The 15,979-nt window shown below is 68.2% G+C and carries 11 protein-coding genes and 2 pseudogenes; 3 read left to right on the forward strand and 10 right to left on the reverse strand.

Annotated features, from left to right (window positions below; all coding sequences use genetic code 11):
- Positions 1–268 precede the first annotated feature (268 nt).
- Together WT26_RS02385 and WT26_RS02390 are read left to right on the forward strand one after the other, a co-directional pair.
- Complete coding sequence (locus WT26_RS02385; protein WP_059666826.1) at positions 269–1,462, forward strand: XylR family transcriptional regulator; 1,194 nt, start codon at positions 269–271, stop codon at positions 1,460–1,462.
- 27 nt (positions 1,463–1,489) lie between these two features.
- Positions 1,490–2,578, forward strand: coding sequence for an aldose epimerase family protein (locus WT26_RS02390; RefSeq protein ID WP_069272091.1), 1,089 nt, complete (start codon positions 1,490–1,492; stop codon positions 2,576–2,578).
- 21 nt (positions 2,579–2,599) lie between these two features.
- Here WT26_RS02390 and yjfF read toward each other — a convergent pair.
- The 4 genes and pseudogenes from yjfF to WT26_RS02410 all read right to left on the reverse strand — a co-directional run.
- Positions 2,600–3,619, reverse strand: a pseudogene (yjfF, locus tag WT26_RS35130) (galactofuranose ABC transporter, permease protein YjfF); the annotation flags it as partial.
- A complete protein-coding gene (locus WT26_RS02400) occupies positions 3,616–4,656 on the reverse strand; it encodes an ABC transporter permease (RefSeq protein WP_069272093.1) in 1,041 nt (346 codons plus the stop codon). The pseudogene yjfF and the gene WT26_RS02400, both read right to left, overlap by 4 nt.
- Positions 4,653–6,167, reverse strand: a complete 1,515-nt coding sequence (locus WT26_RS02405; RefSeq protein ID WP_069272094.1) for a sugar ABC transporter ATP-binding protein — start codon at positions 6,165–6,167, stop codon at positions 4,653–4,655. Before WT26_RS02405 ends, WT26_RS02400 begins: the two co-directional genes overlap by 4 nt.
- Before the next feature lie 61 nt (positions 6,168–6,228).
- Complete coding sequence (locus tag WT26_RS02410) at positions 6,229–7,191, reverse strand: ABC transporter substrate-binding protein (protein WP_059523966.1); 963 nt, start codon at positions 7,189–7,191, stop codon at positions 6,229–6,231.
- Positions 7,192–7,531: 340 nt separating this feature from the next.
- Between WT26_RS02410 and WT26_RS38310 the strand changes: the two are divergent.
- A pseudogene (locus WT26_RS38310) lies at positions 7,532–7,672 on the forward strand (helix-turn-helix domain-containing protein); the annotation flags it as partial.
- 175 nt (positions 7,673–7,847) lie between these two features.
- Here WT26_RS38310 and pntB read toward each other — a convergent pair.
- From pntB to WT26_RS02445, 6 genes are all read right to left on the reverse strand, one after another.
- Complete coding sequence (pntB, locus tag WT26_RS02420) at positions 7,848–9,260, reverse strand: Re/Si-specific NAD(P)(+) transhydrogenase subunit beta (protein ID WP_069272096.1); 1,413 nt, start codon at positions 9,258–9,260, stop codon at positions 7,848–7,850.
- 13 nt (positions 9,261–9,273) lie between these two features.
- Positions 9,274–10,872 (reverse strand): Re/Si-specific NAD(P)(+) transhydrogenase subunit alpha, encoded by a 1,599-nt coding sequence (locus WT26_RS02425; RefSeq protein ID WP_069272097.1) that lies wholly within the window; start codon positions 10,870–10,872, stop codon positions 9,274–9,276.
- Positions 10,873–11,220: 348 nt separating this feature from the next.
- Entirely contained in the window at positions 11,221–13,425 is a 2,205-nt protein-coding gene (scpA, locus tag WT26_RS02430) for a methylmalonyl-CoA mutase (RefSeq protein ID WP_069269626.1), read from the reverse strand.
- 42 nt (positions 13,426–13,467) lie between these two features.
- The gene (locus tag WT26_RS02435; RefSeq protein ID WP_059716700.1) at positions 13,468–14,016 is read right to left on the reverse strand and encodes a VOC family protein; all 549 of its coding nucleotides are present in this window, start codon (positions 14,014–14,016) and stop codon (positions 13,468–13,470) included.
- Between the two features lie 34 nt (positions 14,017–14,050).
- Complete coding sequence (locus WT26_RS02440; protein WP_059586661.1) at positions 14,051–15,310, reverse strand: MFS transporter; 1,260 nt, start codon at positions 15,308–15,310, stop codon at positions 14,051–14,053.
- Positions 15,311–15,481: 171 nt separating this feature from the next.
- Complete coding sequence (locus tag WT26_RS02445; RefSeq protein WP_059716679.1) at positions 15,482–15,955, reverse strand: avidin/streptavidin family protein; 474 nt, start codon at positions 15,953–15,955, stop codon at positions 15,482–15,484.
- Positions 15,956–15,979: the final 24 nt, after the last annotated feature.

The following is a 15,979-nucleotide window of genomic DNA, read 5'->3' on the forward strand; positions in this document are numbered from 1 at the left end:
GGCGTCTCCGTCCGGTTTCTTGTTGCAGTGCGGCGCGCGGCGCGTTGGCGTGTGCGGGCCGAATTCGGTCTGGCTGGATCGTGCCCGCCCGCCCCCGCCCCCGCAATTGCGAAATTGCGCAGCACGCTTAACGTTTCTTGCCAGCGCGCTGCGCATCGCATGCGTTCCGTCCTACAATCGCCGGACACCAGACAAGCGCGCGGCACCGTCCGCGCCCCCGGAGACAACGGCGCGCCGCCCCGCACGGCACGCGCCCCTCGAGACCGAGATGACCCGCGCCCCTTCCAGCCAGACACCGCACCGCATCGCGCTGCTGTTCAACGCCAACAAGGTCTACGACCGCGAGATCATCAGCGGCATCGGCCAGTACCTGCGCTCGACGCGCGTGGTGTGGGACCTGTTCCTCGAGGACGATTTCCGCTGCCGGCTCGCGGGCATCGAGCATTTCGACGGCGACGGCATCATTGCCGATTTCGACGATCCGGCCGTCGCCGACGCGCTCGCCGGCTCGCCGCTGCCGATCGTCGCGCTCGGCTCGTCCTACGAGGATCCGGCGCAGTATCCGGACGGCGTGCCGTATATCGCGACCGACAACGCGAAGCTCGTGTCGCTCGCGTACACGCACCTGATCGGCGCCGGGCTCGCGCACTTCGCGATGTACAGCCTGCCCGTCGCGCAGCAGAACCGCTGGGCGCAGCAGCGCGAGCTGGCGTTCGACCGGCTCGCGCGCGCGGACGGGCTCGACGCACCGATCTACCGCGGGCTGTCGACGAGCGCATCGGTGTGGAACCACGCGATCGAGCAGCTGATCGACTGGCTGCATGCGCTGCCGAAACCGGTCGGCGTGATCGCGGTGACCGACGCGCGCGCGCGGCACCTGCTGCAGGCGTGCCTGATCGCCGGCCTCGCGGTGCCGGAACAGGTCGCGATCATCGGCATCGACAACGATCCGCTCACGCGCACGCTGACGCGCATCCCGCTGTCGTCCGTGATCCAGGGCACCGAGGAAATGGGCCGGACCGCCGCGCACCTGCTGCACCAGATGCTGCGCGGCGTGCGTTTTCCCGACCGGCGGATCCTCGTGCCGCCCGTCGGGATCAACGTGCTCGAATCGACGCGCCACCAGCCGCTCGCGAGCCCGTACGTGATGCGCGCACGCCATTTCATTCGCCAGTACGCGTGCCAGGGCATCAAGACGGAACAGGTCGCCGACTACGTCGGCGTGTCGCGCTCGCTGCTCGAGGAACACTTCCGGCGCGAACTGCAGCGCACCGTGCACCAGGAAATCCTGCGCCACAAGCTCGAAGCGGCGCAGGCGCTGCTCGCCGGCCGGCAGGCGTCGAGCGCCGAGGTCGCGATCCGCTGCGGGTTCACGTCGCTTCAGTACATGTACGCGGTATTCCGCCGCGAGCTGGGATGCACGCCGCGCGAATACCAGGAACGCACGATCGCCGCGCACTGAAGCCGGCCTTACCCATCGAATCCACCCATGCATATCGATACCGACTCTCCCCGCCCGGCGCCCGGCGTCGCACGCGTCCCGTCCGAGCCGTGGGGCACGCTGCCCGACGGCGACACGGTGCGGCGCTACACGCTGCGTAACGCGCACGGGATGCGCGTCGTCGTCAGCGATCTCGGCGCGACCGTCGTGTCGTGGCTCGCGCCCGACCGCGCCGGACGCTTCGCCGACATCGTGCTCGCGCACGACACGCCCGCCGAATACGTCGAATCGGGCGTCTACTTCGGCGCGACCGTCGGCCGCTGGGCGAACCGGATCGCCGGCGCGCGCTTCACGCTCGACGGCGTCGACTACCGGCTCGATCGCAACGAGCGCGGCAATCTGCTGCACGGCGGCGCGAGCGGTTTTCACCGCCAGCGCTGGGAAGTCGTCGACGACAGCGGCGGGTTGACGCTGCAGCTCGATTCGCCGGAAGGCGACGCGGGGTTTCCGGGCAACGTGAGCGTGCAGGTTCGTTATGCGCTCGACGACGACGGCACGCTGACGATCGACTACACCGGCGTCACCGACGCGCCCACGCCGCTCAACCTGACGAACCACAGCTATTTCAACCTCAGCGGCCGCGCGGGCGGCGACGTGCGCGGCCACGTGCTGAGCATCGACGCCGATGCGTTCCTCGAAGTCGACGACGAACTGATCCCGACCGGCACCGCCGACGTGACCGGCACCGCGTTCGACTTCCGGCAGAGCGCGCCGCTCGGCGCGCGCCTCGACTGGCCGCACGCGCAACTCGCGCGGGCGCGCGGCTTCGACCACTGTTTCGTGCTGCGCGACGGCGCGCACGCGCTCAGGCCCGTCGCGGCGATCTACGACCCGGAAAGCGGCCGCGAGCTGCTCGTGTCGACCGATCAGCGCGGCCTGCAACTCTATACGGGCAACTACCTGGACGGCGTGCGCGTGAGCGGCGGCACGCGCTGCGCGCGACACGCCGCACTGTGCATCGAAGCCGGCGGTTTTCCGAACCAGGTCAACATGGACGACCTGCGCGACGCCGTCATCCTGCGGCCGGGCGCGCTCTATCGTCAAACGACGACGTACCGGGTCGCGGTTCGCGCGTAGCGCGCGCCGCCCGCCTTCGACACGCGCCGGCCGCGGCCGCTCGCCCAGCCCCGTGCCGCCGGTGCGCCGCCGCGCGGCATGCCGCTCGATCACCCGCTGCAGCACGCAGAACACGCACAGCAGCGCGCCGATCACGATCCGCGTCCACCACGAGCTCAACGTGCCGTCGAACGTGATCAGCACCTGGATCGTGCCGAGGATGCCGACCCCGAACACCGAGCCGATCACGTAACCCACGCCGCCCGTGAGCAGCGTGCCGCCGATCACGGTCGCGGCGATCGCGTCGAGCTCCATCCCCTGCGCCTGCAGCCCGTAGCCCGACAGCACGTACAGCGTGAACACCACGCCGCCGAGCGCCGAACAGAAGCCGCTCAGCGCGTAGACGCCGATCTTCGTGCGCGCGACCGGCAGGCCCATCAGCAGCGCCGACCGTTCGTTGCCGCCGACCGCATACACGTTGCGGCCGAACCGCGTGAAATGCGCGACGTAGATCGCCGCGGCCAGCGTCGCGAGCGCGATCAGCGCGCCCGCGCTCAGCGTGCCGCCGCCGAGCGGCACGCTGACGCCCGCGATCGCATGAAACGTCGGCTCGTTGATCGTGATCGACTGCGTCGTGATCAGGAAACACGCGCCGCGCGCGAGAAACATCCCCGCGAGCGTGACGATGAACGGCTGCAGCCGGAAACAATGGATCAGCGCGCCCATCGCCGCGCCGTACAGCGTGCCGAATGCCAGCACGAGCGGCACGATGACCCACACCGGCCAGTGCAGCCGCTCGGCGCCGACTGCGCAGAAGATCGTTGTCAGCGCAACGACCGAGCCGACCGACAGGTCGATCCCGCCCGACACGATCACGAACGTCATCCCGATCGCGACGATCAGCAGGAACGCGTTGTCGACGAGCAGCCCCGTCAGCACCTGCATCGAGAAAAAGCCCGTGTACATCACGGACCCGAAACCGAACAGCGCGACGAACAGCAGGATCGTCACGACGATCGGCAGCGTGCGCGGGTCGGCGAGCCGGCCAAGGAATCGGGTCATCGGGGCGTCGCTCCGGTGGTGGCGCGCGAACGCGCGGAAGGCAGCAGCCGTGACGCATGCCGGACGACGAGCGCGCGCGCCGCCTCCGACTGGATCAGCGTCACGACGATCACGACGACCGCCTTGACGACGAGCGTCGCCTCCGGCGGCACGCCGATCGAATAGGTCGTGTAGGTGAGCGTCTGGATGATCAGCGCGCCGAGCACGGAGCCGGCGAGGCTGAAGCGGCCGCCGAGCAGCGACGTGCCGCCGAGCGTCACCGCGAGGATCGCGTCGAGTTCGAGCAGCAGCCCCGCGTTGTTGCCGTCGGCGCTGCGCACGTTCGAACTCGCGAGGATGCCGGCGAGCGCCGCCATCACGCCCGAACACAGATACACGCCGAACACGACCGCGCCCGCGCGCAGCCCGACGAGCCGCGTCGCGACCGGATTCACGCCGATCGCGCGTATGAACAGCCCGAGCGCCGTGCGGTTCACCAGCAGCGCGGTCGCGGCGATCGTCGCGACGGCGATCCACACCGCGCACGGCACCGTCGCGAGATAACCGCCGCCAAGCGCGAGGTAGCCGGGCGCGCCGATCGGGATGATCTGGCCGCCCGTCAGCAACTGCGCGACACCGCGGCCGGCCACCATCAGGATCAGCGTCGCGATGATCGGCTGCATCCCGACAAACGCGACGAGCAGCCCGTTCCAGGCGCCCGCGAGCAAGCCGACGCCGAGCGCGGCGGCCAGCGCGGCACCGACCCGCGCAGGATCGGCATCGAGCACGATCGCCGCGGCCGCGCCGGCGATCGCGACGATCGCGCCGACCGAGATGTCGATCCCGCGCGTCGCGATCACGAGCGTCATCCCGAGCGACACGATCACGAGCGGCGCCGCGCGGTTCAGGATGTCGATCGGCGCGCCGAACAGGTGGCCGTCGAGCAGCGCGATCGACAGGAAGCCCGGACGATGCGCGACATCGAGCGCGAACAGCAGCGCGAGCGTCAGCACCGGCCACGCGAGCGAATGACGAAACAGCCTGCGCAGCGGCGTCATGACTGGCCTCCCGCAATCAGCCGGTAAACCTGCTCCTCGGTCGCGTCGGCTCCGGTCAGTTCCGCCACCTTGCGCCGGTCGCGCAGCACCGCGATCCGGTGGCTCACGCGCACGACCTCGCCGATCTCCGACGAGATGAACAGGATCGCGAGCCCGGTCCTGCACAGCGCGAGCACACGCTCCATGATGTCGAACTTCGCGGCGACGTCGATCCCGCGCGTCGGTTCGTCGAGAATCAGCAGCTTCGGGTCGGTCGCGAGCCAGCGCGCAAGCAGCACCTTCTGCTGGTTGCCGCCCGACAGCAGGCCGATCGGCTGCTCCGCGTCGCGAGCCTTGATGCCGAGCCTGGCGATGTACGACTCGGCGATCTCGCGCTGGCGCGCGCGCCCGATCAGCCGCCACCAGCCGCGCCGCGCCTGCAGCGCGAGGACGATGTTCTCGCGGATCGACAGCGCGGCGACGATGCCCTCCTTCTTGCGGTCCTCCGGGCAGTACGCGATGCCGTGCCGCACCGCGTCGTGCGGCGACGCGAGCCGCGTGCGCGTGCCGTCGATCTCGATCGCGCCGGTGTCCGCGCGTTCCGCGGCGAACGCGAGCTGCGCGGTTTCGGTACGCCCCGAGCCGAGCAGCCCGGCCAGCCCGACGATCTCGCCCGGCCGCACGTCGAGATCGAGCGCGCTCATCATCCCGCGCCGGCCGACCTGCCGCATCGACAGGAACGGCGCGGCCGCGCCGGCGGCGGGAACGGCGGCCGCCGCCCCCGCACGCAGCGCGTCGGACATCCGCTCGCGGCCGGTCATCTTCGCGACCAGCGCGTCGACCGGCAGGTCGCGCGCCAGGTACTCGCCTTCGCGCTCGCCGTTGCGCATCACGGTGATCCGGTCGGACACCGCATAGGTCTGCTCGAGAAAGTGCGTGACGAACAGGATCGCGATGCCCGACGCCTTCAGCCGGCGCAGCACGTCGAACAACCGCGCGACCTCGCCGTCGTCGAGGCTCGACGTCGGCTCGTCGAGGATCAGCACGCGCGCGTCGACGGAAACGGCGCGCGCGATCGCGACCATCTGCTGCACGGCGATCGGATATGCATCGAGCGAGCGCGTGACGTCGAGCGACAGGTCGAGTTCCGCGAGCGCCGCGCGCGCGCGCGCATGGATCGCGTTCCAGTCGATCGCGCCGCGCCGCACCGGCTGCCGGCCCGCGAAGATGTTCTCGGCGACCGACAGGTTCGTGCACAGGTTCACTTCCTGGTAGAGCGTCTGGATCCCGGCCGCCTCGGCCTCGCGCGGCGCGCCGAAGCGCACGGGCCGGCCGCCGACGCGAATCTCGCCCGCGTCGTGCGCATGCACGCCGGTGAGCACGTTGATCAGCGTCGACTTGCCCGCGCCGTTCTGGCCCATCAGCGCATGGATCTCGCCGGGAAACAGCCGGAAGTCCACGCGCTGCAGCGCGCTGACGCCCGGAAATGCCTTGTCGATGCCGGTCATCTCGACCACCGGCGATTGCGTCATGACCCCTCCGTCGAAACGGTTGCGATGCGGGTGGCAGCCGCGCCGCCGCCCGCGCGGGACATCAATACTTGCGGGTCGGCAGCACCTGCGCCGCGACGTTCATCGGGAACACCGTCTCGTTCGTGACGATCCGCTTGGGCAGCTGCTTGCCGGCGACCACGTCCTTCACCGCGCTCATCAGCTGCGGGCCGAGCAGCGGGCTGCACTCGACGTCGACGTTGATCTTGCCGGCGATCATCGCCTGGAAGCCGCCCTTCGTCGCATCGAACGACACGACGCTCACGTCCTTGCCGGGCTTGATGCCGGCCTCTTCCATCGCCTGGATCGCGCCGAGCGCCATGTCGTCGTTGTGCGCGTAGACGACGTTGATCTGCTTGCCGTAGGTCTTCGCGAACGCTTCCATCACCTGCTTGCCGCCGGCGAGCGTGAAGTCGCCGCTCTGCGACGCGATCACCTTGAATTTCGGATTGTTCTTGATCACTTCGAGCAGGCCCGCGCGGCGATCGTTGGCCGGCGCCGAGCCGACCGTGCCTTGCAGCTCGACGATGTTGATCGGGCCCGCGTCGTTCTTGTAGTGCTCTTCCATCCAGTGACCGGCGCGCCGCCCTTCCTCGAGGAAGTCCGAGCCGATCATCGTCACGTACAGCGACGGATCCTTCACGTCGACCGCGCGATCGGTCAGGATCACCGGGATGTGCGCGGCCTTCGCTTCGGTCAGCACCGGCTCCCAGCCCGATTCGACGACCGGCGAGAACGCGATCACGTCGACCTTCTGCGCGATGAACGAGCGGATCGCGCGGATCTGGTTCTCCTGCTTCTGCTGCGCGTCCGAGAATTTCAGGTTGATGCCGGCGTCCTTCGCCGCGCCCTTCACCGATACGGTGTTCGCGGTGCGCCACGCGCTTTCCGCGCCGACCTGCGAAAACCCGAGCGTGATCGGCTTCTGCTGCGCGAACGCGCCGTGCGCGCACACCGTCGCCGCGGCGACGAGCGCGCCGGCCGTCAGCTTCCTGAAGAATGTCATGGTCCGTCTCCGATGATGTCGTTGTATGCCGCTGCGCTGTTGTGGTTCTGCGTGGCGCGGATGCGGGTCGGGGCATGCGAACCGGGCTGGCGCGTGCGGCCGGCCCGGTCTGCATGCCCCGCATCAGTCTATGAACAAGTCCGATAACCTTCCAATGAAATATTGGATCGAGGGGATATCGATATCGGCATTCGTATAAACACTTAATTGAGCGCTCAGAGGCAGCTCTCGCCCTATCGGCGTTTCAGCCCTGCAGTGCCGTCATCAGCACCTGCACCAGTTGGCCGCCTTCCGGCGTGGAGCGCTTCATCGAGTTCCTGCGCGACCGCCTCGCGCAGAGTTGAAGCAGGAAGGAAACAGCTGCCGCGAGCTTGCAGTCGACGTACGCAACTCGCGCGCGCAGCAGCTGTTGATCGAGGGGACGCTGCCGATTTCCCAAATCGCGTACCGGCTCGGCTTTACCGATGTCGCCAATTTCAGCCGCGCGTTTCGCCGGACTCACGGGATCAGTCCATCGGACTATCGAGACGGCGCCGAAGCAAACCGGTCATGCCGGGGTCGCGTGAGCACGCGCCCTCGTCAATTCAAATGCGCATCCGCCCGCAACGCATCATGCGATGCGTTGCGGGCGGATGGCACATGGCACGTCGCCGCGCTCAGGCCTTCAACGCCCCGAAGACCTCGTCCAGCATCTTCTTGGCGTCGCCGAACAGCATCCGGTTGTTGTCCTTGTAGAACAGCGGATTGTCGACGCCCGCATAGCCGGACGCCATGCTGCGCTTCATCACGATCGACGTCTTCGCCTTCCACACCTCCAGCACCGGCATGCCGGCGATCGGGCTGGCCGGATCTTCCTGCGCGGCCGGGTTCACGATGTCGTTCGCGCCGATCACCATCGACACGTCGGCTTCGGGGAAATCGCCGTTGATCTCGTCCATCTCCATCACGATGTCGTAAGGCACCTTCGCCTCGGCGAGCAGCACGTTCATGTGCCCCGGCATGCGGCCGGCCACCGGATGGATCGCGAAGCGCACGTCGACGCCCTTCTCGCGCAGCACCTTCGTGAGTTCATGCACCGTGTGCTGGGCTTGCGCGACGGCCATCCCGTAGCCGGGCACGATGATCACGCTCCTGGCCTCGCGCAGCATCTCGGCCGTCTCCAGCGCGCTCACCGCCACCACTTCGCCGGCCGGCTGCGCACCGGCGCCTGCCGCCGCGGGCGCACCGCTGCCGGTGCCGAAGCCGCCTGCGATCACGCTGATGAAGTTGCGGTTCATCGCGCGGCACATGATGTACGACAGGATCGCACCCGACGAGCCCACCAGCGCGCCGATCACGATCAGCAGGTCGTTGCCGAGCATGAAGCCGGTGGCCGCCGCGGCCCAGCCCGAGTAGCTGTTGAGCATCGACACCACGACGGGCATGTCCGCGCCGCCGATCGCCATCACCATGTGCACGCCGAACAGCAGCGACACCACCGTCATCACGATGAGCGGCGTCATGCCGTCCTGGATCGTCTCCGCATGCAGGAACGTGCGGCCATAGGCGATCACCACCAGCAGCGCGGCGAGGTTGAGCCAGTGCCGTGCCGGCAGCAGCAGCGGCTTGCCGCCGATCTTGCCGGAGAGCTTGCCGAACGCGATGATCGAGCCCGCGAAGGTCACCGCGCCGATCAGGATGCCTACGTAGATCTCCACTTCGTGGATGGCCTTCTCCGCGCCGCTGAACTGCACCGACGTATCGATGTAGCTGGCGAAGCCCACCAGGCAGGCCGCCAGGCCGACCAGGCTGTGCATCAGCGCAACCAGCTCGGGCATCTGCGTCATCTGCACCTTCTTCGCCGCGTAGAGGCCGACGGCGCCGCCGACGACCAGCGCGGCCACGACGTACGGAATGCCCTCGGCCGACACGCGCGGGCCGAGTACGGTGGCGAGCACGGCGATCAGCATGCCGATCATGCCGAGCAGGTTGCCGCGGCGCGCGGTCTCGGGGTTCGCCAGCCCGCCGAGGCTGAGGATGAAGAGGATGGCCGCGCCGATATAGGAGACGGTAGTCAGGTTGGAAGTCATCGTTGTCGTCTCCTTACTTGCGGAACATCGCCAGCATGCGGCGCGTCACCGCGAAGCCGCCGAACATGTTGACGGCCGTGAGCGTCAGCGCACCCACCGCCAGGCCGAGGATCAGCCCCGACGGCCGGTCGCCTGCCGCGGCGTCGCCCAGTGGCGGCGCGACCTGCACCAGCGCGCCGATCGCGATGATCGACGAGATCGCGTTGGTGACGCTCATCAGCGGCGTATGCAGCGACGGCGTGACGTTCCAGATCACCATGTAGCCGACGAAGCAGGCCAGCACGAACACCGTGAAATGCGACAGGAACGTGGCCGGCGCAAACTGGCCGACCAGCAGGAACGCCAGTGCGCCGATCGCGAACACAATGGCCAGCGCCTTGGCCGACATCGGCTCGCCGCTATGGCCATGGCCTTTCGACTTCGCTGCTGCGGCCGCTGCGGGCGCGGCCGCTTGCGGCCTGGGCGCGACGGCTGCCTGCTTGATCGGCGGCGGCGGCCAGGTCACGTTGCCTTCCTTGATGACCGTGAGGCCGCGGATCGCGTCGTCGTTGAAGTCGACGTTGATCGTGCCGTCCTTCGCCTTGCACAGCTCCTCGATCACGCGCAGCAGGTTGGTCGCATACAGCGTCGACGACTGCCGCGCCAGGCGCGACGCGAGATCCGTGTAACCGACGATGGTCACGCCATGGCGCACCACGGCCTCCCCCGGCACCGTCAGCTCGCAGTTGCCGCCTTGCTCGCCGGCCATGTCGACGATCACGCTGCCCGGCTTCATCGACTGCACCATCTCGGCCGTGATGAGCTTCGGTGCCGGCTTGCCGGGAATCAGCGCGGTGGTGATGATGATGTCCGCGTCCTTGGCCTGCTGCGCGTACATCGCGCGCTGCGCCTGCTGGAAGCCTTCGCTCATCACCTTCGCGTAGCCGCCGCCGCCCGAGCCCTCTTCCTCGTAGTCGACCTTGACGAATTCGCCGCCGAGCGACTTGACCTGGTCGGCCACTTCCGCGCGCGTGTCGTTGGCGCGCACGATCGCGCCGAGATTGGCCGCGGTGCCGATGGCAGCCAGCCCCGCCACGCCGGCCCCGGCGATGAAGACCTTGGCCGGCGCAACCTTGCCGGCGGCGGTGACCTGGCCGTTCAGGAAGCGGCCGAACGCATGGGCCGCCTCGATGACGGCGCGGTAGCCGCTCACGCCGGCCATCGACGTGAGCGCATCCATCTTCTGCGCGCGCGACAGCGTGCGCGGCAGGGAATCGATGGCCAGCACCGTGGCCCGCTTCGCGGCCAGCTGCTGCATCAGTTCGGGGTTCTGCGCCGGCCAGACGAAGCCGACCAGCGTGCTGCCGTCACGCATCAGCGCGACTTCCTCGCTGCTCGGCGGGCGCACCTTGAGGACGATATCGCTGCCGGACCAAAGTTCGGCGGCTGAAGCCACGACCTCGGCGCCGGCCGCGCGATAGGCGTCGTCGTCAAAGTTCGCGCCGGCACCGGCACCGCTTTGCACGGCCACCGCGAACCCGAGCTTGACCAGCTTCTCGACCACGTCGGGAACCGTCGCTACGCGCCGTTCCCCGGTGGTTGTCTCAAGAGGAATTCCAATCCGTAATGTCATATTGAGAATTATTCGTAATGGACGTCGCAAGGATTTCGGGCATGCCCGTCAAGCTACCAGATTCAGGCGCGGATTTTGTGGCATGCGCTCGGCTGTGGCGGATGAAACAACTCCGCATTGACAATCACGCCGCCGCGCTGGCGACGAGGATAATCTGGCTCCGTCGCCGAACGGATCAGGTGTGCCGAGCATATCGAGTGTCGAGATCTTCCTGAAATTTATCTTTTGAATCGCTCGGCATTCATTTCGTGAATCTCATCCCGGGATGCGGCCGGCCCGACGGTCCAGGCCCCGATGTCATGACGAATCGATCGGGCGCCGACGCCGCAACCGGCAGGCCGCCGTGGATCAGCCGGACATCGTGTCGGCAACGGGCAGCGAATCGGTCCGGCCTGCCGGCCGCGGGTCCGGGGCCATGCGCGCGCCGAGTTCGGCTTCGATCCGGCGCAGCATGATCGACGCGAAATCGACGATCGGCGTTCCCGGGCCGAAGATGTCCGCGACGCCGAGACGACGGAGTTCCGGATGGTCCGAGTCGGGAATCACGCCGCCGAGAAAGACGGGCAGCCGGTACGGCAGATGCCGGTCCATGCCGTCCATCAGGGCCGGAATCGAGACCCCGTGCCCTGCCGTCAGCGATGAGATGCCGATCGCGTGAACCTGTTCGCTGGACGCGATCCGGACCACTTCCTCGGCGGTCTGGAACAGCGTTCCCGTCACGACGGAAAAGCCCAGATCCTTAAGGGCGCCCGACACCACGCCGATCCCACGGTCGTGTCCGTCCTGGCCGAGCTTCGCCATCAGAACGCGCGGCGGACCACCGTGCCTGGCCGAGAACTGCGCGATCTCCGCGACGAGCCGTTGCCATCCGGCATCGTTCGCGAACTCACGTTCGTAGACGCCCGCGAGCACCTCCGTCCGAACCGAATACCGGCCCCACACGGCCTCGATCGCGGCGGAGATTTCGCCGACCGTCGCGCGAACGCGAGCCGCCTGGATCGCCGCATCGAGCAGGTTGCGCCGGCCGCGGTCGGCCTGTCCGCGTGCGGCCGCGTCGCGCAACGCGGCCAGCGCGGCATCGACATCGCGCTGGCTGCGCGTCGCCTTCAGGCGCCGCAAGCGTTCGACCTGTTCGCCGCGCACCGCGCTGTTGTCGATCCTGCGCACCCTGGTCTCGCAGTCCGGGGGGGCGGGCCGGTATTTGTTGACGCCGACGATCACGTCCACGTTCGCGTCGATCCGCGCCTGCTTGCGCGACGCATCGTGGGCAATCTTGCGCTTGGCCCAGCCCGATTCGATCGCGCCGATCACGCCGCCGAGCTGTTCGATCTCGTCCATGACCTGCGTGACCTGGGTGACGATATCCTGGGTCAGCGATTCCATCATGTACGATCCGGCCCATGGATCGACCACGCTCGGGATCTGCGTTTCCTCGCGAATGATCAATTGCGTGTTGCGCGCGAGGCGCGCCGAAAACTCGCTCGGCAGCGCGATCGCCTCGTCGAGCGAGTTGGTATGCAGCGACTGGGTGCCGCCGAACACGGCCGCCATTGCCTCGATCGTGGTGCGCACCACGTTGTTGTACGGCTCCTGCCGCGTCAGCGACCACCCCGAGGTCTGGCAGTGCGTGCGCAGCATGCGGGAGCGTTCGCTGGCCGGATTGAACTCGCCGACGAGTTGCCACCAGAGCTGGCGGGCGGCGCGCAGCTTCGCGATCTCGAGGTAGAAGTTCATGCCGACCGCGAAGAAGAAGCTGAGTCGGCTCGCGAATTCGTCGAAGGCGAGACCACGCGCCAGCACGCTCCTCACGTACTCGCGCGCGTTGGCGAGCGTGAACGCCAGCTCGACCGTCGGCGACGCGCCCGCCTCATGCATGTGGTAGCCGGAGATCGAAATCGAATTGAACTTCTTGAGGCGGGTCGCACAGTATTCGATCACGTCGGTGGTGATCAGCATCGACGGGCGCACGGGGTAGATATAGGTGTTGCGCACCATGAACTCTTTCAAAATGTCATTCTGAATCGTTCCCGTCAGCGCGGATTCCGCGACGCCCTGCTCCTCGGCCGCGACGATGAAGCAGGCCATGATCGGCAGCACGGCGCCGTTCATCGTCATCGAAACCGAAATCCTGTCGAGCGGTATGCCGTCGAACAAGACCTTCATGTCCTCCACGGAATCGATCGCGACGCCCGCCATCCCGACATCGGCGGCGACGCGGGGATTGTCCGAGTCGTAGCCGCGATGGGTCGGCAGATCGAAGGCGACCGAGATTCCATCTACGCCGTCCCGCAGCGCGTTGCGATAGAACGCGTTCGACTCCTGCGCAGTTGAAAAGCCCGCGTATTGGCGGATCGTCCACGGACGCGTCGTGTACATCGTCTCGTACGGGCCGCGCAGATACGGTGGCGCGCCCGGCAAGGCGTCCTGAAACGGCAGCCCCGCTGTGTCAGCAGCGGTATACAACGGCTTTAGCGGGATCTGCTCCATCTCGCGCTGCAGCACCGCGAGGTTCGGCGCCGCTGCCGGCGCGCCCGGATCTCGATTGTCAGCCATGGTGTTCCTCCAGTGAGACTTCGGGTGACGTGACGGCGCTGTTTACGCCGGATGCCGGACACGTTCGTCGCGGGCGTCGTGCCCGACAGCCGACACGGCCTCCACGAGCTCGATCAGGACGCCTTCACCGCCCAGCGGAAACTGCGCGCTGGCTGCCGGATGAATGAAGGCGACGCGCGCACCGCCCGCGCCGCGCCGGATCCCGCCGTCGGCAAATCGCACGCCTTTCGCGGCCAGCCACGCGACGGCCGCATCGAGGTCGCTGACGGCGAGGCCGATATGGTTGAGCGCGGGACGGGTCACGTCGGGTTTGCGCGCCGGGTCGAGCGGCTGCATCAGGTCGATCTCGACGGCCCCGGCGCCCGCACCCGCGACCAGGATGTCCTCGTCCACGTTCTCGGCATCGCTGCGAAAGCGCTCCGCCACCGACAGCCCCAGCAGGTTCACCCACAGATTCGTCAGGCGCGCCTTGTCAGGCCCCCCGATCGCAACGTGATGCACGCCCAGCACCGTGAACGGCCGCGACGTCTCGGACGGCGCCGGGGCGGCCCGGTCGTTGTCGTACAGCGACTTGATCGCTTCCCGGCTCATGGTGTCTCCTTCGTTGCCGTACGTACGCGCCGTGTCACGGCTGCGTCGAGCGTTCGGCGCGCGGGGCGGCGGCCGGAACCGCGACGTGCACGCGCGTCGCCGCGCGCCGGGCATGGCGGTTGGCCGCCAGCGTGATGAGCAGCGCGGCCAGTTCGCACAGCCCGCCGATCGCGCCGATGTCTGCCACCGAGCTATACGCGACGATGAACGACCCGAGCGCCGCGCCGAGCGCGAAGCCGAGATACGTGAACGACGAATTGAGCGACAGCGAGACCGGCGCGACGTCGAGGCCGGCGATGCCGATCAGCTTGGTCTGCTGGGCCGGGTTGAAAGCCCAGCCAGCCGCTCCCCATGCGGCGATCGCGACCAGGATCGCGATGCGCGCATGCGCGGGTTCCAGATGCAGCGCGCTGGCGGTCAGGCTCTCGTACGACAGCATCATCACGACCAGGCAGACGATCAGCACCTTGCCGCTGCCGAGGCGGTCGATCGCACGGCCGCTGATGAACACGCCGATGCCGGCGAACACGCCGTACAGCAGCAGCACGGCACCGACTTGCGCGCCGCTGAAGCCGGGGCGGCCCGTCAGGAACGGCGCGAGATACGGGTAGATGGTCCAGATGCCCGCGGCCCACAGGGTCGTGATGAGCAGCGTGACCAGCACGGCGGGCTGCCGCCCGACGGCGACGCGCTGCGCGAGCGACGGCACCGACAGGTTCGCGCCGATCCCGCGCGGCAGGCCGACCACCACTCCGAGCGTCACGATCGCGGACAGCACGCCGATGCCGGCGAACGTCGCGCGCCAGCCGAAGTGGCCGCCGATCCACGCGCCGAGCGGCACGCCGAGCGCGACGGCGATCGTGATCCCGCCATGGACGGTCGCCAGCGCGCGCCCCCTGCGCTCCGGCGCGACGAGCGAGCCGGCGAGCGCATTCGCGCTCGGCATGTACAGGCCGGCCGACACGGCCAGCAGCACGCGCGCGGCCAGCAGCGACAGATAGCCGGGCGACGCGCAAGCCGCGAAATTGGCGGCGGTGAAGCACAGCAGCGCGACGATCAGGAAGCGCCGCCGGTTGACGCCCGCGCTGACCGTCGTCAGGATCGGCGAGCTGATCGCATAGGAAAGCGAAAAGACGGTGACGAGCTGCCCCGCCGCCGCGAGGCTGACGGACAGATCCTTCGCGATGATCGGCAGCAGCCCCGCGAGCATGAATCCTTCGGTGCCGATGGCAAAGGCGCCCAGCGCCAGGAAATACAGCGATGCGTTCTGTTTCAGTTCCGCGGCTGACGCCATGAAATCGTCTCCCTGCTGATGAATCCGGAAAGTGGGCGCACTCGCGCGCGCCGCCGGCGTTCGCCCGCGCCGGCCTGACGGCGCGGCGTGGGGAAGCCGGGAATGCATGATGCCGCGCCACGGCGGCGCGCGCGCCTGCTTCTTGAGCGGGCGCGCGCCGGTCGCGTTGCTTCAGCGCGCGGTCGACGGGCTGAACACGTCCTGGCCCGTCTGCACGTGGCTCCACGTGAACTGCGCGTTCGACTGCGCGAAATGCCACAGCGCAGAAATGGTCGGCACCTGGTTCTGCGTGCGGCACAGCCCCGACCACGACGTCACCGTGCCGTAGTTGCCCCAGTTCACCGCGAACGACACCACCGTGACGTTGTCCTGGCCGTTCTGCGCCGGCGCGGTGTTGGTCCAGCCGACCAGCGGGAACTGCTGGCCGCTCGTGCCCGACGGCGAACGGTAGGTGCCGGTGATCGCGCCCGTCACCGGATCGACCGACTGGATGTTCATCGTCGAGCCAAGCTGGTTGCCCCACGAGCCGACCAGGCTCGCGCACGACTGCGTGCCGGCCCAGGCCGTCGCCGGCATCATGCCCAGCATGAGAGCGGACGAGGACAGCGCACCGACGGTAGCAAACGACATGAGCGTCTTTTTCACTCTTTCATCTCCTTGGTCATGAAT

It is taken from the genome of Burkholderia cepacia (assembly GCF_001718835.1).
GTDB lineage: Bacteria > Pseudomonadota > Gammaproteobacteria > Burkholderiales > Burkholderiaceae > Burkholderia > Burkholderia cepacia_F.

Bases quoted from the DNA above. Each gene is read 5' to 3' on its own strand.
- WT26_RS02385 (WP_059666826.1), top strand. From the start codon at position 269: ATGACCCGCGCCCCTTCCAGCCAGACACCGCACCGCATCGCGCTGCTG.
- WT26_RS02390 (WP_069272091.1), top strand. From the start codon at position 1,490: ATGCATATCGATACCGACTCTCCCCGCCCGGCGCCCGGCGTCGCACGC.
- WT26_RS02400 (WP_069272093.1), bottom strand. From the start codon at position 4,656: ATGACGCCGCTGCGCAGGCTGTTTCGTCATTCGCTCGCGTGGCCGGTG.
- WT26_RS02405 (WP_069272094.1), bottom strand. From the start codon at position 6,167: ATGACGCAATCGCCGGTGGTCGAGATGACCGGCATCGACAAGGCATTT.
- WT26_RS02410 (WP_059523966.1), bottom strand. From the start codon at position 7,191: ATGACATTCTTCAGGAAGCTGACGGCCGGCGCGCTCGTCGCCGCGGCG.
- pntB (WP_069272096.1), bottom strand. From the start codon at position 9,260: ATGACTTCCAACCTGACTACCGTCTCCTATATCGGCGCGGCCATCCTC.
- WT26_RS02425 (WP_069272097.1), bottom strand. From the start codon at position 10,872: ATGACATTACGGATTGGAATTCCTCTTGAGACAACCACCGGGGAACGG.
- scpA (WP_069269626.1), bottom strand. From the start codon at position 13,425: ATGGCTGACAATCGAGATCCGGGCGCGCCGGCAGCGGCGCCGAACCTC.
- WT26_RS02435 (WP_059716700.1), bottom strand. From the start codon at position 14,016: ATGAGCCGGGAAGCGATCAAGTCGCTGTACGACAACGACCGGGCCGCC.
- WT26_RS02440 (WP_059586661.1), bottom strand. From the start codon at position 15,310: ATGGCGTCAGCCGCGGAACTGAAACAGAACGCATCGCTGTATTTCCTG.